The following is a 24,785-nucleotide window of genomic DNA, read 5'->3' as shown; positions in this document are numbered from 1 at the left end:
CTTGTAAATCAATTGTGGGTAATCAAGAATAGATAATTAAGAGTTTCTAAAAAAAGCATCTTAAAAAACCAATTTTAAAGTCACTGTTTGGACTATTTATTAGAGAGTCTGATTTTTTATAAAATAATTACTATATTCTTTTGCTTTTCGAATTTTCAACTAAAAAACTATATCGGTGCAGCCAATAGAAATGATTTTAGGAAGACAGTTTGCAGACAGTATGAGTACGCCTGTTTTTTTGGTTGATACGGAAGGGACGCTTGTTTTTTATAATGAGCCAGCAGAATCAATCTTAGGAGTTAGATTCGGCGAGACAGGAAGTATGCCGGTTGAAGAATGGTCCACTATTTTTACTCCTACGGACAAAGATGGAAAACCGCTCCCTCCCGAAGGGCTACCCTTAGTGCAGACATTGAATAATAAAAAACCGGCTCATGGTTCCTTTTATATAAAAAACTTAAAAGGAGAAAATCATTTTATTACAGTTACTTCAATCCCTCTTGAAGGAAGGCCAAATAGGTTTTTGGGGGCTATGGCACTATTCTGGAACTCTAATTTCTCATGATTATCAAAGTATGGGGTTGTAGGGGATCTTTACCTTCTCCGGGACCTGAAAATAATATTTATGGAGGGAATACCTCTTGCGTTCAAGTAAGCTACAAAAACATTTGTATCATTTTGGATGGAGGTTCTGGAATTCAAAGGCTTGGTAAATATCTTGAACCGGGTTTTACTGAAATTCATATTTTGCTAACTCATTTACATATTGATCATACAATGGGATTAGGTTTTTTTCAACCCTTGTATGATCCTAATGTGACAGTTCATCTTTGGGGGCCTTCCTCTACAGTAGAGCCTTTATTAAATAGACTCAGAAGATATTTTTCTCCCCCCTTATTTCCTGTGAGAATGAATGATCTTCCTAATCATCCTATTATTCATGAAATAGATAATTCTGATTTTGAAATAGGAGAGTTAAAGATAAAATCTAGTTATATCTGTCACCCAGGTGCAACTTTAGGGTATAGAATAGACGATGGGGAATGCGTATTTACTTATTTGCCAGATCATGAACCTGCATTAGGCTCTGCAAATTTCCCCTTTGACCCAGAGTGGACAAGTGGGTTTGAATTAGCAAGAAATGCTGATCTATTATTTCATGATGGAGAATATACCGAAGAGGAATATCAAAGCCGGGTCGGTTGGGGGCATAGTTCAATAGATGGCGCAATAGATTTTGCAAGGCTTTGTGGAGTGCGAAAATTGTGTGTTTTCCACCATGATCCTTTAAACTCAGACAAAAAACTAGAAGAAATTTTCGATACAAGTATGGAGACTAAAAATCCCCAATTCATTGTTGAGCTTTGTAAAGAAGGTGCTACCTATACATTAGGTGGGGGAGAGTAAAATTATCCAGCCCATCCTTCTCTATCCAAACTTCTATATTGAATAGCTTCTGCTAAATGTTCAACACGAATTGTTTCAGACCCAGAAATATCTGCTATAGTTCTGGCAACTTTTAAAATTCGATCATAAGCCCTTGCAGATAAACCAAGTCTTTCCATCGCAGTTTTCAACAAAGCTTTTCCAGCTTCATTAATCTGGCAAACTTCTTTTACCTGGTGAGAGGGCATCATTGCATTGCAGAAAACTTCGGGATTGTTTTTGAATCTTTCTTTTTGTCTTTCTCTGCCGATGATTACACGTTCTCGGATTGCTTGGCTCGATTCACTCTTTCGGGTAGAGGTCATTTCCTCAAATTTTACAGGAGTAACTTCTACATGTAAATCTATCCTATCAAGTAATGGTCCTGAGACTTTGTTTAAGTATCTCTGTACGATACCCGGGCCGCAAACACATTCTTTTTCAGGATGATTGTAATAACCACATGGACACGGATTCATACTGGCTATTAACATAAAATTAGCTGGATAATCTACAGAAACTTTAGCTCTGGAAATAGTGACTTTCCTTTCTTCCAAAGGTTGACGCATCACTTCTAAAACTGTTCGTTTGAATTCCGGGAGCTCATCTAAAAATAAGACACCATTATGGGCAAGTGATATTTCTCCTGGTTGAGGGTTTCCTCCTCCTCCGACTAAAGCAACATCGGAGATGGTATGGTGTGGACTTCGAAAAGGTCTTTGAGCTAGTAGACTCCCGTTCTTTCCAAGCTTTCCTGCAACTGAATGGATTTTTGTGGATTCTAGTGCTTCTTGAAGAGTCAGTGGTGGGAGAATGGATGGAAGCCTTTTGGCTAGCATCGTTTTTCCTGCTCCAGGAGGACCTATCATAATCACATTATGGCCACCGGCAGCAGCAATTTCCATTGCTCTTTTGATATTTTCTTGTCCTTGAACGTCCGCAAAATCAAATTCGCTTTCATTTAAGGAATGATAGAAAATATCTCTAGTATCAGTAACTAGTGGCTTGATGTTCAATTCCCCCTGCAAAAATAGAGAAGCTTCTTCTAGGGTTTCAACCGGAATGATATCCAGATTATTTACTATAGAAGCTTCTTGGGCATTTTCCTTAGGTAGTATAAAACCTTTAAAACCTTGCTTTCGAGCTTCAATAGCAATTGGCAAAACACCTTTTATAGCCCTTAGATTGCCATCAAGTGCTAATTCACCCATGATGAGATAACTACCCAATTCAGGGAACTCAACTTGTTCAGAAGACTGTAAGATACCAATGGCAATTGGTAGGTCATATGAAGATCCTTCTTTCCGGATGTTTGCCGGAGCTAAATTGATTACGATTTTTTGTCTTGGCATTCTGTATCCAAAATACTTCAATGCTGATTCTACTCTTTGCTGGGATTCTTTTACAGCTGAATCTGGTAAGCCTACCATATAAAAGCTGGTTCCTTGCCCTACGTTTACTTCTATTGTGATCAAATTTGCGTCTACGCCTGAAACAGCGCACCCAAAAGTCTTTGCTACCATAGTTCGAAAAAAAAAAGGAAACCAAATTGGTCTCCTTAATATACAGTTTTAGGAAAATTAATCTTCTAAAAACAAATAAAATTTAATTTTTAGTCGATTTTATTTTTTCTTTTATTCGGTGAAATTTTGTCTTGGTTTAATTCCTGAGTTTTCAGTATCAGTAGGTTTACTCTCTTTATTTTTAAGGCTCTTCTCGGAATCAGAATTTTCCAAATCGTATAGTTTGGCTTTTAATTTATTCATTTCAACCTCTTTTTTTGTAAGTAAATCTTTTTGGCCTTTTAGAGCTAAATACGAAACAATCCAAGAGAGTAAAAACAAAAGAAAGCCTACAAGAAGAATTTTAACCAGCCCGTCTGAAGTAATCTCATCCATACCAAATATGCCTCCTAAGGTCTCGAAAGCCATGAAGAATATTAGGTAGGCTGCAAAAAAGATCAGCAGCGCGATTTGGGTAAATTGATGGAATTTTCTCATTTCAACTAATATTTATACAAATATACTTAAACCGACTGAATACTCGAAAGTTTCTTGTAAAGGCCTTCTTTGTCCATCAATTCAAGGTGGGTCCCTCTTTGGACAACTTCCCCTTTTTCAATAACCAGTATTTCATCAGCATGTTGAATCGTACTGAGACGATGAGCAATGACCAAGGTTGTTCTGTTGGACATAAGTTTGGTTAATGCCTCTTGAACCAGTAATTCGGATTCTGAGTCTAATGCAGACGTAGCTTCATCTAGGATTAAAATAGGCGGATTTTTCAAAACAGCCCTGGCAATACTGATTCTTTGCCTTTGGCCTCCAGAAAGCTTAGATCCTCTTTCACCAATGGAGGTTTGGTACCCTTCCTCCATTTGGGAAATGAACTGATGTGCATTGGCTATTTTGGCAGCCTCTATCACTTGTTCCTCACTTACACTTTCAATTCCAAAAGCAATATTATTATAGACTGAGTCATTAAATAAAATAGATTCTTGGGTTACAATCCCCATTAGAGATCTCAACTCCTCTATTTGGAAGTCTTTTAGGTTGACACCATCCAGAAGAATCTGCCCTTCACTTGGATCATAAAACCTCGGCACCAAATCCGCCAATGTTGATTTACCTCCTCCTGATGGTCCTACCAAAGCAATTGTTTTTCCTCTTTCCAATTTGAAATTGATATTTTTGAGGACTAACTGTTCTTGGTAAGCAAAACTCACATTTTCAAAGCTGATTTCTCTTTCAAATGAAGTAAGATGTACAGGTTTTGCCGGGGATTTTATCTTTGATGTCGTATCCACAACTTTAAAGATTCTTTCAGCAGAAGCTATTCCCCGTTGAATACTACTCACTGCCCTTGAAATTTCCTTTGCGGGATTTAATACTTGGGTGAAAATGATGATGTAGGTAATAAAGTCACTGGCTCCCAATTGAGAATCTCCACTTAAAACCAAGCTTCCTCCATAAACTAAGATACCAGCAACAACTGTAACACCAAGAAACTGAGAAATTGGAGAGGCTAATTCATTTTTCCTAGCCATATTAACATTCACTCCAGAATAGTAATCGGTCTCATGATCGAATTTTCTTTTCATGAAATTTTCTGCATTGAATGCCTTGATAACACGCATTCCACCAAGGGTCTCGTCTAGAATATTCACCAAGCGACCTAAAGATTGTTGGCTTTCTACAGCTTTCTTTTTCAGCCTTCTAGTAATACCTCCGATTATTGCCCCGGTAATAGGAATGATCAGAATAGTAAAAAAGGTAAGCTTGGCTGACATGAAAAATAAAACTCCAAAGTATAAAATAATGGTGGCAGGCTCGCGAAAAACGACCCGAAGGGATTGGACAATTGTATTTTCTACCTCCTGAACATCATTTGTCATTTTTGACATTAAATCTCCTTTTCTTTCATCAGAGAAATAGCCAATATGAAGTTTGCTGACTTGATTAAAAATATCCATCCTCATTTTCTTAATAACCACAGCTCTGACTTTTGCCAAAACCACACCTGAGAGATAGGTGAAAAGATTTGAAAGGAAAACGGATAATACTATAATAATACAGACATAAAAAAGTGTCCCTAATCGCCCATATTCTTCGGCAATCTGAAGAAAATTATAATTAAATAGGTGGGTAAAATAATTGATTGAAAAGCTGAACTCAGGCTTTTCTTGAAAAGAAACCAATTGGTCCGGGTCCACTTGCTCAAAGATTACATCGAAGAGAGGCTTCAAAAGAGTGAAGTTAAGTAATCCAAAAACGATGGAAAGGAAAGCGTAAATAAGGTACACCGGAACAAACCTTCCATAAGGCTTGGCATATGCCAATATCCGTAGGTATGTTTTCATTTATATAAATCCAGAAAATAAAGCCGCAAGTTACGGAAAATCCTGTGGCGTTCTTTAATAGTTGTAATCTGGTCTTGTGAAGTTCCAGCGAAAAGCAAGCTGGAAATAATTAGTAGCCTCAGGACTTTCTAAATCTTGGGATGTTCTCCTTCTAAGAGTATGGGAAGCATCGATAAAAAAATTATGTCGAAGCATATAGCTCGCATTGAGGTTTGTTTGAATTACTTTGTTCTCAATCCCTTGTCCTATCTCGTTTCCAAATAGCCCAGTTGGACTTCCTTCTAATCTATTTTTCAAAACATCTCCTCCCCAATTAGTTTCTTCATCAGGGTCAGCCCCATAAAACTGATACATACTCTGAAAAGTCAAATTTAATTTGGTTAATGGCTGGTACCTAAGTATTCCAATAAACTCTCTGAAGTTTGCCCCTCTTGGATGAGTGAGAGGAGTTCGCCAGTTGCTGTAAGATTGGTAATCAATTTTTTCCTGAAAGGTGTAGGGTCTTGCAGAATTATATTCAAGTTGAAGGTCTAAGTTGGAAACCGTAAATAAATCCATGTATTTAAAACCTGCCTGGATTCCATATTTATTCCGCTTTGAACCTTTTCCATCTTGTCCAAAGAACTCAGAAAAGACAAATTCGTCTAAGGCAAATTGACCATAAAGCTGCATGCCGGGGTAAAAATTCCATTTTCCATCCAAACCAAGCATTACTTTGTCTGGTGTTCCTAGGGATTGCTCTACCCAGCGATAAAAAACAATGGGATTAAAATAATTGAAGTCCGCTTTATCTGTCATGACAGATTCAAAAAAGCCAAGATTTATCTTTTTCCCTATGTTGAAGCCTAATCTATGGAATGAAAACCATTTTTGAGGATATCTGCCATCAGTAGGCCTGCCGCGATCATAATCCACATCAGCAGTCATTTGTGTCCAAATGTTTGTCAACTGAAATTTCCAGATTCTCGTATTGAATTTCACAAACATGTAAGGATTGGAAAAATCGGATAAAAGGAAAGAGCGATATCCTTCTCCAATGAAGTTTCTATCATGTCCGACCTGTACTTGGATATGCTTGGTTATATCAAAACTGACGTGGCCAAGTGCAGAAAAATAACTATACCCATCTGAATTATATTCTTTCCAAAACCCTTCTCCGGGTACTGCTCCATTATATTCAGAGTAATTTTTAACCCAACTTGGGAAGTATGCCTCTGAAGAAGTAAAATAGGTATAAAAGCCAACCTTTTTATCAATTGAGCCCCTTAATACCACTCCACGTGTCAGGCGATTAGGATTTTGATCGTTATCCAATTCTAATCCACCATTGAGATAAATGACAGGGTTAAGATGGATATCAAACTCATCACTATAATAATGTGCAAAATCACCAGGTCTTTTATAGAGACCTTTAAGGAAAGGTTTTTTTGATTCGGGAGTTTCACGACCTACGAATTCCCAATTGTCCTGACTTAAATATGCCAAGTTAAATTCATCAATACGATTTCTGATAACTGGGTCATTTGCTAAACTATCTAAGAACTCAGCTATATCATCTCTACGATATGGCTTTGTTCCACTTCGAAAAACAGGATTATTTTCGCCCCTCAGAATTTCATACCGATCTATCAAATGGTAATAGTCTCTGTTATATGGCATGTAAGATCCTTGTGCTCTCGCCAAAAAAGGTGATGAAAACAGCCCAAGAAACAAAAGTGACAGGATTGCTGGTGAGAGAGAGAATGTTTTTTGCATTAGTATAAAGCTAAAAATAGCGTGTGATTCTTAAAATAAGGCAGTATTTTTGAATTTCAATGTTAAAGATCTGTGATTTTATCAATTCATTTAGAAATAGTTGATAAAGATTTTGTGGAATTTCTGAAAAAGGGTAACTTTGTGCCTCATTTGAAAAAGGTATAATAAAACTAACGATACAATGAAAGCCGATATTCATCCAAACTACAGAGACGTGGTTTTCTACGACACTTCTAGCGAGTTCAAGTTTTTGACCAAGTCAACTATCGAAACAAACGAAACTATTGTTTGGGAAGATGGAAACGAATATCCTGTGTATAAAATTGAAGTGAGCTCTCAGTCACATCCTTTCTACACTGGTAAGAAAATGATGCTTGATACAGCTGGTCGAGTTGAAAAATTCAACAGAAGATACGCTCAGAAGAAGTAATTCTACCACGACACATTCTAAAAAGTCTTCCGGAGCATGGATTCCGGGAGACTTTTTTATTTTTGCCTTATGGATAATTTGTTATTGTTTGACGATCCGGCCATCAGGGGATCTTTACTTCCTTTTACTTTTACCAGGCCGGTGGCAGATATCCGCGTCGGGATTTTGAAAATCTCAGAAAAATGGGAGATCCTGCTTGAGCGAAAGGCTTCTTATTTGACTCAGGATTATCTAAGGGGTAAGTTTCAAAGAACATCTGGAGAACAACTCGCTATTAATGGAGCCTGGCTTCCAGCCAAGAGAGATATAGATGTTATAAAGAAGCTTACAAAAAGTCAGTCCTTATACCATGGTAAGACCTTATTGGCTACTTACATTGGGGAAACGGAAAAGAACTTAGATGGCTCCAAAGAAAAGGAAGCTATCCAGTTGCAATTTGAACCTGACTTACTACAAAAAACATGGAATATCTTTCAATTTAATGGGAATCAGCTTCGTTCAGATTTTGATTTAATCACTAAAGGGAGAAAGTCTCAGAAGATAAATGACCCTTTTACAAAATGCTATCATCCTGAAAACATCTTTATAGAGGAAGGAGCAATTATCAAAGCAGCAGTTTTAAATGCTGAAAATGGTCCAATCTATATTGGGAAAAATACTGAAATCCAAGAAGGTGCTTTGATCCGTGGCCCTTTTGCTATTTGTGAAGGCTCTACGATAAATATGGGTGCTAAGTTAAGAGGGGATACTACTATAGGGCCTTTTTCCAAAGTTGGAGGAGAAATCTCAAATTCGGTTATTTTCGGATTAAGTAATAAGGGGCATGAAGGGTTTTTAGGAAATTCTGTCATTGGAGAATGGTGCAATTTAGGAGCTGATACTAATACCAGTAACCTCAAAAATAATTATGCTCCTGTAAAGCTGTGGGATTATACCAAAGGAGGGTTCTCAAATACAGGTTTACAATTTTGTGGATTGATGATGGGTGATCATGCAAAATGTGGTATTAATACCATGTTTAACACAGGTACAGTAGCGGGAGTAGGAGCTAATATTTTTGGTGGTGGATATCCAAGGAACTTTATTCCTTCTTTCTCTTGGGGCGGTGAAAAAGGGTATTCAACTTATCAATTCCATAAATTTGAGGAAACGGCCAAAGCCGTGATGGAACGGAGAAAAATAGAATGGACGAAAAAAGATGAAGAAATCTTGAAATGGATTTTTGAATTAACGAAAACCTATAGAATTTGGGAGTTATCTTCCTGATTTAAACAAACCATGCTCTTTGCCGAAATACCGGGCTTACCCGAAACGAAAGAAAATTTGATTAATGCTGTCAAAAATAACCATTTGGCACATGCATTACTTTTTCATGGTCCAGAAGGATCTGCCAGCTTAACCATGGCTCTTGCTTTATCGACTTATCTTTTTTGCCAAAACCCAAAAGAGAAAGATGCTTGCGGAGAATGTTCCTATTGTAAGCGAATGGAAAAACTGATCGTACCAGACCTGAATTTTGCTTTTCCTTCTATTTCTAAAGATAAGGATGGAGATGAAGAGGAAAAAAATATAGAATTGGCGAATTGGAGAACATTCGTGATGGAACAACCCTATGGAAACATTCATGATTATATTTATTTCAATGGATTTGAAAAAAAGCAGTTGAATATTTCCAAAGGTGCGGCGAGGAAGATTATTCAATCTTTATCTCTGATGTCTTTTGAAGGAGGATATAAAATAATGCTGATATGGGGAGTTGAATATCTACACCCATCTGCGGCAAATTCTCTCCTAAAAATAATAGAGGAGCCACCTTCAAAAACAGTTTTTATGCTGATCACTTCACAACCAGATCAGTTATTAACGACTATTCTCTCTCGAACGCAGAAAGTGATGGTTCGTGCTTTTTCTGATGAAGAAGTCAAGGCACATTTGGTTGAATCAGGAAAATGTGACGCAAAGTTAGCTGAGCAAATTTCGATGCTGGCAGATGGAGACCTTAGAGTGGCTTATAGGTTGGTAAATGATGTAGTGGATGAGCAAGTCAGTAAAATCAGAGAATGGTTTTTACTATGCTATGGAAAAAAGCTGAAGGATTTATTTAATCTTGCCGATAATTTTCATAAAGCTGATAAAGAAGCTCAAAAGTCTTTGATTTTAACTGGATTGAATGTGTTGAGAGAAATCATGCTCAAGAATGTTACATTGGATCAACTACTTAGAACAACTGGTGAAGACAGGGCTTTCATAGAAAAAATCAGTGGAAAAGTATTGGATGAAAACCATGTCTTAGAGCTTTATGATTCTTTCAATAAAGCCCATTATCATCTGGAAAGAAATGGAAATGCAAAAATGATTTTTACAGACCTCTCTATGAAAGTACTTCTATCCATGGCAAAAACGAATTAAAATGGAGAAGAAGATAATAGGAAGAAAGGAGAAGGTTTCAATTCCAGAATTTGATCTCAATCTTGTCTGGGCAAAAGTAGATACAGGAGCGTTTACTAGTAGTATCCATGCAGAAAATATTCAGGTTGTAGAAAAAGACGGCAAAAAAAAACTGTCCTTTCAGGTATTGATGCCAGATCACAAATCCTACACTGGGAAAACAGTGATATTCGATAAATTCCGGGAAAAGCGTGTCAAAAACTCATTTGGTCAGGCAGAAATCCGGTATTTGGTTGAAGTCACTTTTAAATTAGCAGGGGAAGAATATCCAGCGGAATTTACCTTATCCGATAGGTCTAGTATGCGAAATGCGATCTTACTTGGGAGGAAAATTTTAAAAAATAGATTTCTAGTAGATGTAAGCGGATATAATCTTGCTAAAATTTATCGTCAAAAGGTCAAGTAAAATTTATTCTTGATTCTTTTGAAAAAAACAAACTCATGAAAATTGCAATCCTTTCCAGGAACCCAAATCTTTATTCTACTAAAAGACTCTATCAAGCTATTATTGAAGCTGGCCACGAGGGGCTGATTATCAATCACAGTATTTGTGATATAATAATTGAGCAGAAAGGACCTTCCATTATTTATAAAGGTGAAAAAATCACTGATGTAGATGCAATTATTCCAAGAATAGGGGCTTCTGTTACTTTCTATGGAACAGCTGTGGTAAGACAGTTTGAACTCATGGGGTCCTTCTCAGTGGTTAATTCACAAGCTATTGTTAGAAGCCGTGATAAACTTCGAAGCTTACAAATATTATCAAAAGAAGGTCTTGGAATGCCCAAAACTGCATTTACCAACTTTTCTAAGGGGGGAGAAAAGCAGATTATTGAGCATGTAGGCGGAGCTCCATTAATAATCAAACTTTTGGAGGGAACCCAAGGCTTAGGTGTAGTTTTAGCAGAAACTAAAAAGGCTGGGCAATCTGTAATTGAAGCCTTTCATGGACTGAAAGCAAGGATAATTGTTCAGGAATTTATAAAAGAAGCCAAAGGTGCCGATATTCGTGCTTTCGTCGTTAATGGAAAAGTAGTAGGAGCTATGAAAAGACAAGGTGCTGAAGGAGAATTTCGATCCAATCTGCACCGAGGAGGTATGGCTACAGTAATTAAGTTGTCTCGAGCCGAGAAAGCTGCTGCTTTGGGGGCGGCCAGAGCTTTGGGATTAGATGTAGCTGGAGTAGACATGCTTCAATCCGCCAGAGGTCCTTTAATTCTAGAAGTGAATAGTTCACCAGGACTGGAAGGAATTGAAAAGGCCACTGGACTTGATATCGCGGGAGAGATTATCAAATTCATTGAGATAGGAGTTAAAAAGAAGATTTCCAGTAGAGTAAATAATCAATGAGTAAATTGATCAAAATAGGTACAAGAGGAAGTAAACTGGCACTTTGGCAGGCATATTACGTAGAAGAATTGCTTCAAAAGTCTGGCTTAAAAACCGAAATAGTCATTATTGACACCAAGGGAGATAAGGTTCTGGATGTGTCGATTTCAAAAATAGGAAGCAAGGGAGTATTTACGCAAGAGTTGGAGAATCAGCTGGAAGATGGTAGAATTGACATTGCAGTTCATAGCGCAAAAGATATGCAGTCAAACTTACCAGCTGGATTTGAAATCATTGCTTTTACTGAGAGGGAAACTGAAAATGATGTCATTGCATCTCATAGAAAGGATATTGATCTTTCGGATAAAACAAAGCAATTGGTTCTTGGCACATCCTCTACCCGTAGGGTTGCTACCTTAAAGCATTTCTATCCCCATATTAAAACAGTAGAGATAAGAGGGAATCTACAAACCCGTATCAGGAAGATGGAGGAAGGTTTATGCGACGCATTATTGCTTGCCTATGCGGGAGTTCATCGGATGGGTTATGATGATATGATAGTTGAAAAGCTGAAATTAGAGGAATTTACTCCTGCGGTAGGACAAGGTTCAGTCGCTATTGAAGCTTCAACAAACTTAGATGAACAGGTAAAAGTGCAAATTATTACCGCCTGCAATCATTCGGAAACGGAAATTAAATTAAGAGCGGAACGAGCCTACTTACGCGTTTTGGAGGGTGGTTGTAGCATTCCCGTTTTCGCTTTAGCTCAAATTAAAGAGAATCAAGTCTCATTGGTTGGAGGTATTGTTAGTCTTGATGGCCAGAAAAGAATTAGTTTAGAAGTAAAGGGTGATATTTATAACCCTGAATTTGTTGGTGAAAAATTAGCTACAGAAGTTTTTGCTTTGGGTGGTAAAACTATTTTGGATCAAATAAAATCAACGTTAAACAAGTAATGAGAAAATTGAAAGTAATTCTTTTGTCTTTGCTTTTGGTGAGTTCTTTCGCCTGTGCAGGTAATAAAGATTATGTAGCTACTATCGAGACAAAGCATGGAAAAATAATTGCCATATTTTTTGATGACACACCAGTACATAAATCAAATTTTATTGCTCTTGCTGAAAAAGGAAGATTCGATTCAACGGAATTCCATCGAGTTATGAAAGGCTTTATGGCTCAAGGTGGAGATGTTTTTACGAAAGAGAAATTACCTCCGGCAGATTGGCCCACGCTTCCTGCTGAGATTAATTCAAAACATTTTCACAAGAGAGGAATGATAGCCGCAGCTAGACAGCCTGATGGAATAAATCCAGAAAAAAGATCCAATGGATCTCAATTTTACATTGTACTAGGTAAAGTTTACTCAGAAGAAGAGCTGTTGGTCAATATGAGTTCATTGCAATCTGCCTTCATGAAATACATTCAACTGGGAAGTCAAGAGGAGTTGAAAAATGAATACATAAGGCTTTATGATGCTGAGAAATTTGATAGTTTGACAACACTTTTAATTTCCAAAAGAAAGGAAATTGAAGAGTCTCTCAATATCAAAGTAACAAAGGATATAACCCCAGAGCGAATAGAAGCCTATACTACGATAGGAGGAACTCCACATTTAGATGGAGAATATACAGTTTTTGGACAGGTCATTCAAGGAATGGATGTGGTAGATAAGATTGCTGAGGAGCAAACTGATTTTAGAGATAAACCAATATCTCCAGTTTTTATGTCAGTAACTATTGAGAAAATGCCTAAGAAAAAAATAGAGAAACAATATGGGTTCAGTTACCCCGAGAGCAAATAGGAAGAAAGTTTTCATTACCGGAGTAAATGGGTTATTAGGCCAAAAATTAGTGGCTCAACTAATCCAACGAGACAACTTTGAAATCATAGGTTGTGGTAGAGGAGACAATCGTCTTCCATTAGAGGGTTTTGAATACGTTTCCCTTGATATTACTGATGAGGAGAAGGTAAAAGAGGTGATTGGTGTTCTTAAGCCTGAAATTATTATTCATGGTGCTGCCATGACTAATGTAGATGAGTGTGAGCTGAATCAAGAAGCGGCATATATTGCAAATGTAAAAGCGACGGAGTATTTATTGAGAGCTGCAGAGGAGATAAAGTCACATTTTATTTTTGTTTCTACCGATTTTATTTTTTCTGGAAAAGAAGGTCCTTTAGATGAGAATGCTGAAGGTTCTCCGGTAAATTATTACGGTGAAACAAAATTGGAAGCAGAGAATCTTGTAAAGGCATCTTCTACAAAATGGGCTATTGTCAGAACCGTTTTGGTTTTTGGGATTGCTCATGATATGAGTCGATCGAATATTATCCTTTGGGTTAAATCATCATTAGAGAAAGGCAAGAAAATTCAGGTGGTGGATGATCAATACCGTACGCCCACATTGGCTGAAGATTTGGCAGAAGGTTGTATTTTGATTGCCGAAAAAGGAGCTGAGGGAATCTTTAATATTTCAGGTTCTGATTTTCTGACTCCTTATGATATGGCGATCATTACTGCTGATTATTTTGGATTGGATAAGACTTTAATTTCAAAAGTGGATTCTAAAACATTTACTCAGCCAGCAAAAAGACCTTTAAAAACCGGATTTATTCTGGAAAAAGCCAGAAAAGAGCTTGGATATGAACCCAAAACTTTCCGAACGGCAATTGCTATTTTATCAAAACAAATTATCTTAGCCAGCTCGTAAAACTGCGAGTCTTACCCAATATTTAACTTTAATATCAATCAAATTTAATATAAATCTATGGCAGTAAGTGCAAACACCGAAGAAAGGGGCCAATGGGGATCAAGTCTCGGGTTCATTATGGCCGCGGCAGGTTCGGCGGTGGGTCTGGGTAATATTTGGAGATTCCCATATTTGGTAGGTGAAAACGGAGGAGGAGCCTTTGTTTTTGTATACATAATATGTGTACTTCTCATAGCTTTACCACTTTTGTTCAATGAAATAGCCCTAGGTAGAAGATCAGGCAAAAACCCTATCGGAGCAATCCGTGAAACAGGAGGTAATAAATTCTGGCAACTGGCAGGCGTTCTTTGCGTGTTGGTTTGCTTTTTCGTATTTAGCTATTATTCAGTAATTGCAGGATGGACCGTTGGATACATATTTACCGAAATCATTAATATCCCGATTGATTTTGAGGTCTTTGTAGAAACTCCAATGTATGTCATTCCATTAACATTTATTTTCATCATGATGACCATCCTGATTGTATTAGGAGGGGTAAGTGGAGGAATTGAAAAAGCATCAAAGTTTTTGATGCCAGTTCTTTTTATAATTATCATATTCATAGCAGGTAGATCAGTCACTTTAGAAGGCGCTGAAGCGGGGATTGAATATTATTTGAAACCGGATTTCACAAAAATAAATGCAGCAGTAATTCTTCAGGCACTGGGTCAAGCGTTCTTTTCTATGTCCGTCGGATGGGGTTTAATGATCACATTCGGTTCGTATTTACCTAAGAAAGCTAATATAATCCAGTCTTCCGGATGGATTGCCGGTATGGATACGTCAGTAGCACTTTTGGGTGGGTTGATGGTATTCCCAGCTTTATTTGCATTACTTCCAGGAAAAGATCCAGCAGCTGGTCCTGCTTTGGTTTTTGATGTGCTACCCAAAGTATTTGATGCCATGCCAGGAGGTAATATTATTGGTGGCTTGTTCTTCATTTTGTTGATGGTTGCAGCCTTAACTTCTACTATCTCCATGCTCGAAGTTCCTGTAGCTTACTTAATTGATGATAGAAAGTGGAGTAGGAAAAAATCTACTTGGCTTGTGGGTATTTCGGCGATGGCCTTATCTGTACCATCTGCTTTATCCCAAATTCCTGGAAATTTCTTCCATTCTTTTCATTTAAATTTCTTCGGCAATAAGCTTGAAGGATTTTTTGGTATCATGGATTTTGTGTTTGGTACTTTCGCCGTAATCGTGATCTGTCTAATGCTAAGTTTATATACCGGTTGGGGACAAAAAATCTCTGATTATGCTGATGAATTAGCATTGGGGGCTCCAGGATTTAAAGGTGTATTTAGATCAGGTTGGATGTTTTTTATCAAGTGGGTTTGTCCCATCGTAATTATTCTTTTAATACTAAATATGGTAGGAATATTCGGCGATCCACAAGCGGCTTAAAAAGTATTGAAAATAAGATTAAAGCAGAGTGTCATTAGATTCTCTGCTTTTTTTGTTTTCATACTAGATGTATAATAATTATCAATTAGTAAAAATGAATTTCATATACGTATATTGGTTTTTGTTTTAGAAAATCCATATGCGCGTCTTAGTTGTAGATGATGATGATATTCATTTATTAATCCTCAAAAGGATTTTTGAAAAGTCCAACCACTTAGTTGTGACTGCGAATAATGGATTAGAGGCTTTAAAAGTTTTAGAAACCGATAAAGGTTTTAGCATTATACTAACCGACATTATGATGCCCATAATGGATGGGATTGAATTTTTAGTGCACCTCAAGAAAAATGTTGTTTCGAGTGGTATCCCGGTAATTGGTTTTACTTCGGGAGACGTTGAATATTATCGAAAAATGAGCCCGATTGCCTTTGATTCTTTGGTTTCTAAACCTTTAGACTTTTTTGATTTATATAATTTGGCAAAACTGAAAGTCGATACTAGAATGAATTGATTTATAGCTTGGCAAGAACATTGCTAATTTTTTTCAATATTCTTCGTTATAAGATCTCTAAACCAATTTTATTCGCTATGAAAAAGATTCTTTTTACTATCGCTTTTTTGAGTTTTGCTTTTGTTAGTTATTCTCAAGATTTCAGCATCGGTCCCAAGGTGGGAATTAGTCAAACTAACTTGGATTTATCTAAAGAAAATTTTGAGTCAGGAGATGCCAAGTTTGGTTATCACGTCGGGCTTTTTGGAAGAGTAGGATTTGGCGGATTTTTTCTTCAACCCGAAGTACTTTATACACAGACAAAAGGTAAGTTTTCTTTTGATAACATGGGGTCAGGACAAGATGAAGATTATGAATCCACCTTTAATAGACTAGATATTCCCGTAATGCTCGGTTTTAAATTATTTAATTTTTTGAGATTGCAGGCTGGACCTATCGCCAGTATAAACATGAACTCGGAGCTAAAAAATGCAGTTGATGACGTTGAAGATGTGGACTTTGAAAAATCTACTTTAGGTTATCAAGCGGGGATAGGTCTCGATATCGGTAACATGATCATAGACGCAAAATATGAAAGTTCCCTAAATAAGCTTACCAGTAATGTGGGGAGTTTCAGCACAGATCAAAGGATTAACCAATGGATTCTTTCTGTCGGATTTAGATTATTTTAAAATATCAATTCCCGATAAAGCCATTTGAAATTATTTCAAATGGTTTTTTTTTGGGATGTTAATTTTCCGTCATAGAGAATTATATCAAGGTAAGAATAAGAGTAGTCCTTCATTTTTCGACTATATACATTTTATAAATTCTTAAAAAATCTTCCTCTTTTTCTTCATTCGCTGCTTTTTCCATCCAGATAAACCCATTGGCTGAAGTGAATCCTGCAGTATTAAATTTGTTAGGAAGTAGTATCGTTCCTTCAAGTTTCAACGATTTTTGATCTATAATTAGGAGCCCCTGATCAAGTTCTGCTTCGAGTTTTTCATATAGTTCTCCTGCCTCTTCTTGCTTGCCTTGTTCCCAAAGTAACTCTGCCTCTTTCATCTTTTGAGGATCTATTCCAGGGTAATAGTGTAATAAAATCTTGTTGTTAATAATATGAATATTACGAATTGAAGGGGTGCCTCCATTGATTATAATGGTACCCTCGGTAAATTCGGATAGATTTTTGGGTTCCAATGTTTCAAATCCTGGAATGGAAAATGAGATAGTAGTATCAAGAGATGCTCCTTCAGTGGAGAGCTCGTAAACCTGAAGTTTTTGCTCTGCTCCCAAGCTAACATATAGTTTCCCATCTTTTGTCTCAAATGCGGGTGAATAGTCACTTTCAAAATAACCTGTGCCATTTAAAAACATACTCCCCTCTTCAAAAGGGACCATTTCAGTAAAATTTTCAGATTCAGGGTTGATTAATTCCAATGCTTTGTATGTATTGTAGAATTTCATTTCACCGTTGAAACTGTCTCTTGATCTGACTGATTTTGTGATTAAATAGTCTTTTCCATTTATCACGGTGGATTCTGTATGTTTTCCTGGAAATGCCATAAAACCTGCCCCTGCTATTGATTCAGGATGATCCATCTTTTTGATCATATTACCCTCATAGTCATAAAGAAAAATGCCTTTCATTCCAACAACAACGATTTGATCTGACCCGAAGAAACCCGGGATTTCCATTAAAAACCCGTAGGCATCAGGAGTGTCTTCTTTCTTTGAAAATTTACTTTGAATCGCACCCTCTGCATCCGTGATGATGAGATCTGAGCTTGCATAATCATAAAAAAGGAATTTAGATCCGTCAGATTTAACATCAGCAATTAAAGGGTCTCCCAGAATATTCAGGTCCAATGAGTCCAATATTTCTAAAGAATAAGAGGTCGGTTCTATGGTAGATTCTGATTTTTCAGAACAAGAAAAAGCAGAAAATAATATGAGATAGAGGGAGGTTTTAAGTAGGGATTTCATGTGGTTTAGTTTTTTGGAAAATACCAATAAGTGTTTTGTTGAAAAAATTAGAAAGCAAAAAGCCTCTGAGAAGAATTTCAGAGGCTTTTTTAATAAGTTTAACCGATTAAGTTTCCTTCATCGTCCCATTGGGCAACGGTACCCCGGTCTTCAGGTTTTAGATAAATGGGTACATATTTTTCAGGAAGTGTGAAACCATGCTTGTTCATAACTTCTTGAGGTACACCATCCCAAACATTCGGGGTGTTTCCTTTGTAACCCATGTAGTTCCATCCTGCCTCGGTGGAGAAATACCCAGAGCAAGTAAGGTCTCTTAGCATATTAAACCATTTTACAGCGCCTTCATATTCCGGAGTGGCCTTATCTGGCCATGCCACTAATTCCACAATCTCTATTACTTGATCTTTGGAAATTTCCAAAAATGGTTTTCCAAATTTTTCATCTGCTTCGAAATCCAACCACATCAATCCACCTCGCATTGGAGTTTGATAGTGTGGCATATCTTTCATGATAAACTCCATGAATTCAGGAACACCCACTTCAGTTGCCGAAGGAGATTCAGAATCTTTAGGCATGATGATATCTACCAGAATATCAAGTTTTTTCAGTTCTTCGTCAGTGAAAAAGGTCTCAGAAAGCAATTCTTGGTCTCTTTTACGCTCTTCATCTGTTCTATATCCTTTTGTTCCTCCGGACAAGGCTGCTGTCGCCGGCAATTTCTGCTCTTCTGGCGAGCAACCCGCTAACATTAACCCAGTACCGACCGAGCCGGTAAAGAGTAGTTTTAGATTTTCTCTTCTGTTCATGGCTTAAATGTTTTTTTGTTTCAATTGATCAACGATGTAATCAGAAGTTCTCCAGCTCAAAGCAAGGATAGTCCAAGTTGGATTTTTATCCGCTTGAGAAACAAATGGACCTGCATCCACCACAAATAGATTGTCACAATCATGAGCTTGGCAATTAGAATTTACCACAGAGCCTTTAGGACTATTACCCATTCTGGTCGTACCTACTTCGTGAATGATTCTTCCCGGAGCATGAAGCCCATATTGAGATTCCGGTCCTGGCTTTTCACCTAAAAGAATCGCCCCTGCATTTGTAAGGATTTCCTCAAAGGTATCATGCATGTGCTTAGCTTGCTTCAATTCTTGGTCTGTCCAATTGTAGTTGAATCTTAAAACAGGGATTCCGTATTTATCGACTGTGTTTGGATCGATTTCACAATAGTTTTCATAACGAGGAACACTTTCTCCACGTCCCGACATACCCAAAGTAGATCCGTAGATTTTTCTCACGTCTTTTTTCAACCCCTCACCATATCCACCGTTTGGACTTGGATTGCCAAACTCATCTTTGATGAATTTACGCATGGTGTCCATGCCGCCACCTGCTCCATAAGAAGGTTGGCCCATTCCACCCCAATATTCGATGTGATATCCTCTGGCAAAATCCAGTTTTTTATTGTCTAGCCACCAAGGAGTGTACATGTGCATTCCGCCCACGCCATCCTCATTGTATCGCTCTCTGTCGATCAGATCTGGAAGAATCCCCATTCTGTCAGCTCCAGTGGAGTCATGTAGGTATCTTCCCAATGCTCCAGAATCGCCACCTATTCCATTAGGGTGAGATTTTGACTTGGAGTTCATCATGATTCGAGCGGACTCACAGGCAGATGCACCAAGGACCACAACTCTTGATTTTAGCTTGTATTCTTTCATGTCTATTTTGCTCACAAAAGAAACTCCATTTGCTTTACCCCTGTCATCCGTGGTTACTTTCCGAACCATGGAATGGGTGTAAAGATCCACTTTCCCTTTTTTCATGGCTGGGTGAACCAGACATGTTCCTGCTGAGAAATCCGCATATACCTGACATGCTCTGTTACATTGCTTACAGAAGAAACAAACACCTCGTTCGTTGTTGATCGGACGGGTCAGCATAGAAAGTCTGCCAGGGATCATTGGCATACCAGCTTTGTCTGCTCCTTTTTTTAGGAAAAGTTCGTGAAGTCTTGGTTTTGGCGGAGGTAAGAAAAATCCATCCGGCTCATTGTAGATGCCTTCTTTGGATCCGAAAACCCCGATCAGCTTATCTACTTTGTCATAATAAGGTTTCAGATCATCGTATCCGATCGGCCAGTCATCACCTAAACCGTCGATACTAGCTCTTTTAAAATCATTCGGTCCAAAACGTAGAGAAATTCTACCCCAATGGTTTGTCCTTCCACCCACCATTCTTGATCTGAACCAATCAAATCTGGTCCCGTTTTTTCTTGTATAAGGTTCTCCTTCAATATCCCATCCTCCAATAGCAGCATCAAAATCTCCAAAGGGTCTAATCCTTGTGCCGGCTCCTCTTCTTGGGGATTCCCATGGTGGACGAAGTTGAGTTCGATCTTCGTCTTTTGCAGGGTCAAAATCTCCGCCTGCCTCTACTACTGCAACAGACAGGCCAGCCTCCGAAAGGATTTTGGAAGCCATACCTCCTCCAGCTCCAGATCCGACAATGATGACATCATAGCTTTCTCCGGATGATTTTATCTGAAAACTCATTTTTGAAATTTTTTAATGAAGTTTAAAAATTACTTCAATTTTTTCGAAAATGAAATTATGTAGGAGTATTGCTCTAATATTTTTCAGTAAACGGTCAAATTTTAAAGAATTTTAAAATCAGGCTTAAACATCATCTTTCAAATGCTCCCAAATGTTCTCCAAAACAATTTTATGGCCCTCTGCTGTGGGATGAATTCCATCGGGTAAATTTAGCTCTTTTATGCCTCCAACATTCAACAATAAAAATGGAATCAATTCTACATCCTTGGTTTTTGCAACCTCAGGATAAATAGCCTGAAACTCTTCTGTATATTCTTGCCCCATGTTTGGTGGGATCTGCATTCCTGCAAGAAGAATCTTAGTGTCTGGGTATTTTGATTGTACTTTATCTATTATTATTTCAAGATTCTTCTTGGTCTCTGATAATTCGATGCCTCTGAGGCCATCATTGCCTCCAAGTTCTAGGATAAAAATTGCTGGTTCCTCCTCAAGAAACCAATCTATGCGACCAACGCCACCAGCTGTTGTTTCACCACTCAGTCCGCCATTGATAACTTTGTATTCTTTTCCCAAGCTATCCAGTCTATCCTGGACAAGCCCTGGAAAAGCCAGATCCTGCTCAATTCCATATCCTGCAGTTAAGCTGTTTCCAAAAAATAATATGATCGGTTTTTCCTTTTTTTCAGCCGCAACCTCGGTATTTTCTACTTCAGTTTTATTTTCAATCTCTGCTGGTCCGCAGGAAAAGAAAACCGATGTAAGTGTGAAAATTGATAATAAACTATATAGTATACGATTCATTTTGATTGCTTTTTGATAATAAAGGAATTCAAGACCAAAGAGTTTCAAAATCATACTTTTCTTCCTTTTTTAGATTTAATAACTATGCTTAATATAAGATTTGTTATTTTTCTGACTTGAACGAAGCTCTATATCAAACTTCAAATGATGAAAACTTAACTGATTTTGTAAATTTTCACTTCTTTTCAAACTATAAATTAAGCGTTTTCTAACAAAGAGAGTCCAATTGCGTTGAACTTTCAATTATTCACCCCATTATTCTTTTTTATGAGTATTCTAGCAATAAGTAATTTAAGTAAGACGTACCAAAGTGGTTCTCGAAAACTCACGGTTTTAGATCATGTGAATTTCTCCATCGATGCAGGAGAAACAATCTCTATTGTGGGCCCTTCTGGAAGTGGAAAGACTACCCTGTTAGGATTGTGTGCAGGTTTAGATTCCGCTACTACTGGAAGTGTTAGTTTGAATGGAGAGAATTTACAGACGCTTAATGAAGACCAGAGAGCATTTGTTAGAAATCAGCATGTAGGCTTTATCTTCCAAAATTTTCAACTTCTACCCACTTTGACTGCCCTTGAAAATGTCATGGTTCCGCTCGAGCTAAAGAAAAGAAAAGATGCAAGACAGAAAGCACAAGAGTTGCTTGAAAAAGTAGGACTTGGTGATAGATCTACGCATTATCCAACCCAGCTTTCCGGAGGAGAACAACAGCGGGTTTCTATTGCACGGGCATTTGCTAATGAACCCAAAATTCTTTTTGCAGATGAACCAACTGGAAACTTGGACACCGAAACTGGGGAAATGATAGAGGAATTAATTTTTGATTTGAATAAAGAACAAGGGACTACTTTGGTCCTGGTAACTCACGATTTAGAGCTTGCAGCTAAAACCCAGCGAATAATTCATATTAAAGGAGGAAAAATACAGGAGGAAGGAAATGCCTGATTACGGATGGATTTTTAAAATGGCTTTGCGGGATTTCCGCAAAAACATTTCAAGACTTTTGCTTTTTGTTTCCTCAATTGTGGTGGGAATTGCTGCTTTGGTTGCAATTAGTAGTTTCGGTGAAAACCTAACTAAGGATATAGATAATCAAGCGAAAGAATTACTTGGTGCTGATTTGGTTTTAGAAAATAATCAGCCACTTGGTGATCAACCAGTAGATACGATAGCGATTGAAGATGCCTCCGAAGTCAATTTCGCCTCAATGGTGGCTTATCCGAAAACAGGGGCAAGTAGATTAACCCAGGTCAGAGCCTTGGAGGGAGCTTTTCCTTTTTATGGGATTTTAGAGACAATACCAGTTGAGGCTGAGTCTGACTTCAGAACTGGAGGAAAAAAAGCCTTGGTGGAAAAAGCACTTTTGGCTCAGTTTAATGCCCAAGTTGGAGATGAAATAAAAGTTGGAGAGGTTTTATTCACAGTAGTCGGAGAGCTTCAACAAGTACCCGGACAAACAGGGATAACTGCCACTGTGGCTCCAGCTGTTTATATTCCTATGGATTATTTGGAAGAAACTGGTTTGGTTCAATATGGAAGTAGAGTTAATTATAGCAGGTATTATAAATTTGTTGACGAGACAAATGTAGATGAGTTAATCAAGCCATTTGAAGATCAATGGGAAATCAATCGAGTAGATGCAGACACGGTAGAAGATCAGAAGCGATCAACTGGACGGTCTTTTGAAAACCTATCAAATTTTCTGAGTCTGGTTGCTTTTATAGCGCTTTTATTAGGATGTGTAGGAGTCGCTAGTGCGGTTAATGTTTTTGTAAAGGAGAAATTGGCTTCAGTGGCCGTTCTTCGCTGCTTGGGTGTTTCTTCCAGGGATGTACTTTTAATCTATTTGGCAGAGATAATTATCATGGGGATGGTTGGAGCAATTCTAGGATCCTTCTTTGGTACATTATTACAATTTATTCTTCCAGCGGTATTCTCAGACTTTTTGCCAGTGGAAGTGAGTTTTGGAATTTCATGGTTATCAGTTGGATTTGGATTGGTGACTGGATTATTTGTGTCAGTTCTTTTTGCATTATTACCTCTTTTGAAAGTAAGGAATGTATCCCCAATGGCAACATTAAGACCCGAGACTGCTGATTCAACCATGCTCAAAGACCCGCTTCGATGGTTGGTTGTAATTGGAATACTAGCCTTTATTTTCGGATTCAGTTTTTACTTACTGAATCAATGGATGATGGCATTAGGATTCACGGGCTTTGTGATCTTTGCTTTTGGAATATTATGGGGTATTGGTCAAACTATCATGTGGGCAGTGAGAAGATTTTTGCCGATTTCCTTTGAATATACGCTCAGACAATCTCTTGCGAATCTATACAGGCCTAATAATCAAACAGTTTCCCTCATTGCTACCATTGGTTTAGGAACTGCTATGATAAGCACTCTCTTTTTTCTTCAAAATCAATTACTTCAAGAAGCTAGATTTGCAGATAAGGAAGATCAACCAAACATGTTGATGTTTGATATCCAAACTGCACAGCTTGATGCGGTGAAAAGCAAAATAGAAGAAAGGGATCTTCCGATCATGCAAGAGGTTCCAATTGTTACCATGCAGCTCAATGAAATCAATGGAATTGATAAACAAGAGAATGAAAAAATGCCTGATGAAGATAATTATTCCAGAGGGCTCTATAATAGGGAGTTTCGGGTGACCTATCGAGATACTTTAATTTCTTCTGAAACTTTGGTAGAAGGAGAACTGATCCCGGTTGGCACCAGAGGTGACAGCGTTTTTGTTTCTTTCTCGCAAGGATATGCAGAGGGAAATGGATTGAAAATCGGAGATGAAATTGAATTTAATGTTCAGGGAAGACCGATTAAGACATATATTGGGAGCTTTAGAGATGTGAAGTTTAATCAGGTTTCTACTAATTTCCTGGTTCTCTTTCCAAATGGAGTATTGGAACAAGCTCCAAAGTTCCATGTACTTATTACAAAAACAAAAACCGATCGTGAAGCTGCGGATGTGCAGGCGGAAATCGTAAGAACGTTTCCAAATATTTCAATTATTAATCTGGGTACTATTGTGGCAACTTTAGAGGAAATACTGGGTAAAATCAGCTTCGTGATTCAGTTCATGGCTTTCTTTAGTATTGCTACTGGAGTATTGGTATTAATCAGTTCGCTGATCATCAGTAAATACCAAAGAATGAGAGAAAGTATTTTACTTCGTACGCTTGGAGCCAGTTCAGCAATTGTGAGTAAGATCAATACGCTTGAATATTTCTTTCTGGGTAGTTTGGCCTCCTTATCAGGGATTATTTTATCATTTTTGGCTACCTTTTTATTGAGTGAATTTTTATTCAATATTCCGTTTAGAGGTGCTTGGCTAGAAGCCCTTTTCTTGTATTTGGCAATTACCGCATTGACTATTGTGTTGGGCTGGCTTAATGGAAGAAAAATTATCAATCAGCCTCCAATGGAAATTTTGAGAGGGAATTAAAAAATCAGAAAGCTAAAATTAGAAATCTGAAATTATGGAAAGGCTCGCAGAAATGTGTGCCTTTTTTTCATTTGGATTAAAAGTTGGGTATAAAAA

23 protein-coding genes are annotated in these 24,785 nt (G+C 37.7%); 15 read left to right on the top strand and 8 right to left on the bottom strand.

The genetic code is table 11. The features are described 5' to 3' along the window. Window positions 1-175 precede the first annotated feature (175 nt). On the top strand, window positions 176-565 hold the full coding sequence (locus AAGF08_RS15730; protein ID WP_343512238.1) for a PAS domain-containing protein: 390 nt from the start codon (window positions 176-178) through the stop codon (window positions 563-565). Further along, window positions 562-1,407 (top strand): MBL fold metallo-hydrolase, encoded by an 846-nt coding sequence (locus AAGF08_RS15725; RefSeq protein ID WP_343512237.1) that lies wholly within the window; start codon window positions 562-564, stop codon window positions 1,405-1,407. Before AAGF08_RS15730 ends, AAGF08_RS15725 begins: the two co-directional genes overlap by 4 nt. Window positions 1,408-1,409: 2 nt before the next feature. Here AAGF08_RS15725 and AAGF08_RS15720 read toward each other — a convergent pair whose 3' ends face one another. From AAGF08_RS15720 to AAGF08_RS15705, 4 genes are all read right to left on the bottom strand, one after another. Further along, window positions 1,410-2,948, bottom strand: a complete 1,539-nt coding sequence (locus AAGF08_RS15720) for a YifB family Mg chelatase-like AAA ATPase (protein ID WP_343512236.1) — start codon at window positions 2,946-2,948, stop codon at window positions 1,410-1,412. A gap of 111 nt (window positions 2,949-3,059) precedes the next feature. Continuing rightward, entirely contained in the window at window positions 3,060-3,425 is a 366-nt protein-coding gene (locus AAGF08_RS15715) for a hypothetical protein (RefSeq protein ID WP_343512235.1), read from the bottom strand. Between the two features lie 26 nt (window positions 3,426-3,451). Next, on the bottom strand, window positions 3,452-5,284 hold the full coding sequence (locus AAGF08_RS15710; RefSeq protein ID WP_343512234.1) for an ABC transporter ATP-binding protein: 1,833 nt from the start codon (window positions 5,282-5,284) through the stop codon (window positions 3,452-3,454). Window positions 5,285-5,338: 54 nt separating this feature from the next. Continuing rightward, window positions 5,339-7,039: a hypothetical protein gene (locus AAGF08_RS15705; RefSeq protein WP_343512232.1), complete on the bottom strand. Its 1,701-nt coding sequence runs from the start codon at window positions 7,037-7,039 to the stop codon at window positions 5,339-5,341. Window positions 7,040-7,220: 181 nt separating this feature from the next. On the opposite strand from AAGF08_RS15705, the gene AAGF08_RS15700 reads away from it, so the two are divergent. From AAGF08_RS15700 to AAGF08_RS15650, 11 genes are all read left to right on the top strand, one after another. Continuing rightward, on the top strand, window positions 7,221-7,469 hold the full coding sequence (locus AAGF08_RS15700; RefSeq protein WP_074226215.1) for a type B 50S ribosomal protein L31: 249 nt from the start codon (window positions 7,221-7,223) through the stop codon (window positions 7,467-7,469). 69 nt (window positions 7,470-7,538) lie between these two features. After that, the gene (locus AAGF08_RS15695) at window positions 7,539-8,735 is read left to right on the top strand and encodes a GlmU family protein (RefSeq protein WP_343512231.1); all 1,197 of its coding nucleotides are present in this window, start codon (window positions 7,539-7,541) and stop codon (window positions 8,733-8,735) included. Between the two features lie 12 nt (window positions 8,736-8,747). Then, window positions 8,748-9,878, top strand: coding sequence for a hypothetical protein (locus tag AAGF08_RS15690; RefSeq protein WP_343512230.1), 1,131 nt, complete (start codon window positions 8,748-8,750; stop codon window positions 9,876-9,878). Window position 9,879: 1 nt separating this feature from the next. Then, the gene (locus AAGF08_RS15685; protein ID WP_343512228.1) at window positions 9,880-10,323 is read left to right on the top strand and encodes a RimK/LysX family protein; all 444 of its coding nucleotides are present in this window, start codon (window positions 9,880-9,882) and stop codon (window positions 10,321-10,323) included. A 35-nt stretch (window positions 10,324-10,358) separates the two neighbouring features. Further along, entirely contained in the window at window positions 10,359-11,267 is a 909-nt protein-coding gene (gene rimK / locus AAGF08_RS15680; protein ID WP_343512226.1) for a 30S ribosomal protein S6--L-glutamate ligase, read from the top strand. Then, the gene (gene hemC, locus AAGF08_RS15675; RefSeq protein ID WP_343512225.1) at window positions 11,264-12,202 is read left to right on the top strand and encodes a hydroxymethylbilane synthase; all 939 of its coding nucleotides are present in this window, start codon (window positions 11,264-11,266) and stop codon (window positions 12,200-12,202) included. Before rimK ends, hemC begins: the two co-directional genes overlap by 4 nt. Continuing rightward, window positions 12,202-13,047: a peptidylprolyl isomerase gene (locus tag AAGF08_RS15670; protein ID WP_343512224.1), complete on the top strand. Its 846-nt coding sequence runs from the start codon at window positions 12,202-12,204 to the stop codon at window positions 13,045-13,047. Before hemC ends, AAGF08_RS15670 begins: the two co-directional genes overlap by 1 nt. Then, the gene (locus tag AAGF08_RS15665) at window positions 13,019-13,954 is read left to right on the top strand and encodes an SDR family oxidoreductase (protein ID WP_343512223.1); all 936 of its coding nucleotides are present in this window, start codon (window positions 13,019-13,021) and stop codon (window positions 13,952-13,954) included. Before AAGF08_RS15670 ends, AAGF08_RS15665 begins: the two co-directional genes overlap by 29 nt. Window positions 13,955-14,011: 57 nt before the next feature. Further along, window positions 14,012-15,397: a sodium-dependent transporter gene (locus tag AAGF08_RS15660; RefSeq protein WP_343512222.1), complete on the top strand. Its 1,386-nt coding sequence runs from the start codon at window positions 14,012-14,014 to the stop codon at window positions 15,395-15,397. Between the two features lie 139 nt (window positions 15,398-15,536). Then, window positions 15,537-15,908 carry a response regulator gene (locus tag AAGF08_RS15655; RefSeq protein ID WP_343512221.1) on the top strand — a complete coding sequence of 124 codons (372 nt, stop codon included), beginning with the start codon at window positions 15,537-15,539 and terminating at the stop codon, window positions 15,906-15,908. Window positions 15,909-15,985: 77 nt separating this feature from the next. Continuing rightward, a complete protein-coding gene (locus AAGF08_RS15650) occupies window positions 15,986-16,579 on the top strand; it encodes a porin family protein (RefSeq protein ID WP_343512220.1) in 594 nt (197 codons plus the stop codon). 109 nt (window positions 16,580-16,688) lie between these two features. On the opposite strand, the gene AAGF08_RS15645 is transcribed toward AAGF08_RS15650, so the two are convergent. From AAGF08_RS15645 to AAGF08_RS15630, 4 genes are all read right to left on the bottom strand, one after another. Next, window positions 16,689-17,876: a hypothetical protein gene (locus AAGF08_RS15645; protein WP_343512219.1), complete on the bottom strand. Its 1,188-nt coding sequence runs from the start codon at window positions 17,874-17,876 to the stop codon at window positions 16,689-16,691. A 98-nt stretch (window positions 17,877-17,974) separates the two neighbouring features. Further along, a complete protein-coding gene (locus AAGF08_RS15640) occupies window positions 17,975-18,682 on the bottom strand; it encodes a gluconate 2-dehydrogenase subunit 3 family protein (RefSeq protein WP_343512218.1) in 708 nt (235 codons plus the stop codon). 3 nt (window positions 18,683-18,685) lie between these two features. Beyond that, on the bottom strand, window positions 18,686-20,428 hold the full coding sequence (locus AAGF08_RS15635; RefSeq protein WP_343512217.1) for a GMC family oxidoreductase: 1,743 nt from the start codon (window positions 20,426-20,428) through the stop codon (window positions 18,686-18,688). A gap of 123 nt (window positions 20,429-20,551) precedes the next feature. After that, window positions 20,552-21,229 carry an arylesterase gene (locus AAGF08_RS15630; protein WP_343512216.1) on the bottom strand — a complete coding sequence of 226 codons (678 nt, stop codon included), beginning with the start codon at window positions 21,227-21,229 and terminating at the stop codon, window positions 20,552-20,554. A gap of 267 nt (window positions 21,230-21,496) precedes the next feature. On the opposite strand from AAGF08_RS15630, the gene AAGF08_RS15625 reads away from it, so the two are divergent. Next, a complete protein-coding gene (locus tag AAGF08_RS15625) occupies window positions 21,497-22,174 on the top strand; it encodes an ABC transporter ATP-binding protein (protein ID WP_343512215.1) in 678 nt (225 codons plus the stop codon). After that, window positions 22,167-24,689, top strand: coding sequence for an FtsX-like permease family protein (locus tag AAGF08_RS15620; RefSeq protein WP_343512214.1), 2,523 nt, complete (start codon window positions 22,167-22,169; stop codon window positions 24,687-24,689). The genes AAGF08_RS15625 and AAGF08_RS15620 overlap by 8 nt, the downstream gene beginning before the upstream one ends. Window positions 24,690-24,785 lie beyond the last annotated feature (96 nt).

The sequence above is a fragment of the Algoriphagus sp. SE2 genome, from assembly GCF_039563885.1.
GTDB lineage: Bacteria > Bacteroidota > Bacteroidia > Cytophagales > Cyclobacteriaceae > Algoriphagus.
This window is presented reverse-complemented; position numbering and strand designations above follow the sequence as displayed.

Bases quoted from the DNA above. Each gene is read 5' to 3' on its own strand.
- AAGF08_RS15725 (WP_343512237.1), top strand. From the start codon at position 562: ATGATTATCAAAGTATGGGGTTGTAGGGGATCTTTACCTTCTCCGGGA.
- AAGF08_RS15720 (WP_343512236.1), bottom strand. From the start codon at position 2,948: ATGGTAGCAAAGACTTTTGGGTGCGCTGTTTCAGGCGTAGACGCAAAT.
- AAGF08_RS15715 (WP_343512235.1), bottom strand. From the start codon at position 3,425: ATGAGAAAATTCCATCAATTTACCCAAATCGCGCTGCTGATCTTTTTT.
- AAGF08_RS15710 (WP_343512234.1), bottom strand. From the start codon at position 5,284: ATGAAAACATACCTACGGATATTGGCATATGCCAAGCCTTATGGAAGG.
- AAGF08_RS15705 (WP_343512232.1), bottom strand. From the start codon at position 7,039: ATGCAAAAAACATTCTCTCTCTCACCAGCAATCCTGTCACTTTTGTTT.
- AAGF08_RS15700 (WP_074226215.1), top strand. From the start codon at position 7,221: ATGAAAGCCGATATTCATCCAAACTACAGAGACGTGGTTTTCTACGAC.
- AAGF08_RS15695 (WP_343512231.1), top strand. From the start codon at position 7,539: ATGGATAATTTGTTATTGTTTGACGATCCGGCCATCAGGGGATCTTTA.
- AAGF08_RS15690 (WP_343512230.1), top strand. From the start codon at position 8,748: ATGCTCTTTGCCGAAATACCGGGCTTACCCGAAACGAAAGAAAATTTG.
- AAGF08_RS15685 (WP_343512228.1), top strand. From the start codon at position 9,880: ATGGAGAAGAAGATAATAGGAAGAAAGGAGAAGGTTTCAATTCCAGAA.
- rimK (WP_343512226.1), top strand. From the start codon at position 10,359: ATGAAAATTGCAATCCTTTCCAGGAACCCAAATCTTTATTCTACTAAA.
- hemC (WP_343512225.1), top strand. From the start codon at position 11,264: ATGAGTAAATTGATCAAAATAGGTACAAGAGGAAGTAAACTGGCACTT.
- AAGF08_RS15670 (WP_343512224.1), top strand. From the start codon at position 12,202: ATGAGAAAATTGAAAGTAATTCTTTTGTCTTTGCTTTTGGTGAGTTCT.
- AAGF08_RS15665 (WP_343512223.1), top strand. From the start codon at position 13,019: ATGGGTTCAGTTACCCCGAGAGCAAATAGGAAGAAAGTTTTCATTACC.
- AAGF08_RS15660 (WP_343512222.1), top strand. From the start codon at position 14,012: ATGGCAGTAAGTGCAAACACCGAAGAAAGGGGCCAATGGGGATCAAGT.
- AAGF08_RS15655 (WP_343512221.1), top strand. From the start codon at position 15,537: ATGCGCGTCTTAGTTGTAGATGATGATGATATTCATTTATTAATCCTC.
- AAGF08_RS15650 (WP_343512220.1), top strand. From the start codon at position 15,986: ATGAAAAAGATTCTTTTTACTATCGCTTTTTTGAGTTTTGCTTTTGTT.
- AAGF08_RS15645 (WP_343512219.1), bottom strand. From the start codon at position 17,876: ATGAAATCCCTACTTAAAACCTCCCTCTATCTCATATTATTTTCTGCT.
- AAGF08_RS15640 (WP_343512218.1), bottom strand. From the start codon at position 18,682: ATGAACAGAAGAGAAAATCTAAAACTACTCTTTACCGGCTCGGTCGGT.
- AAGF08_RS15635 (WP_343512217.1), bottom strand. From the start codon at position 20,428: ATGAGTTTTCAGATAAAATCATCCGGAGAAAGCTATGATGTCATCATT.
- AAGF08_RS15630 (WP_343512216.1), bottom strand. From the start codon at position 21,229: ATGAATCGTATACTATATAGTTTATTATCAATTTTCACACTTACATCG.
- AAGF08_RS15625 (WP_343512215.1), top strand. From the start codon at position 21,497: ATGAGTATTCTAGCAATAAGTAATTTAAGTAAGACGTACCAAAGTGGT.
- AAGF08_RS15620 (WP_343512214.1), top strand. From the start codon at position 22,167: ATGCCTGATTACGGATGGATTTTTAAAATGGCTTTGCGGGATTTCCGC.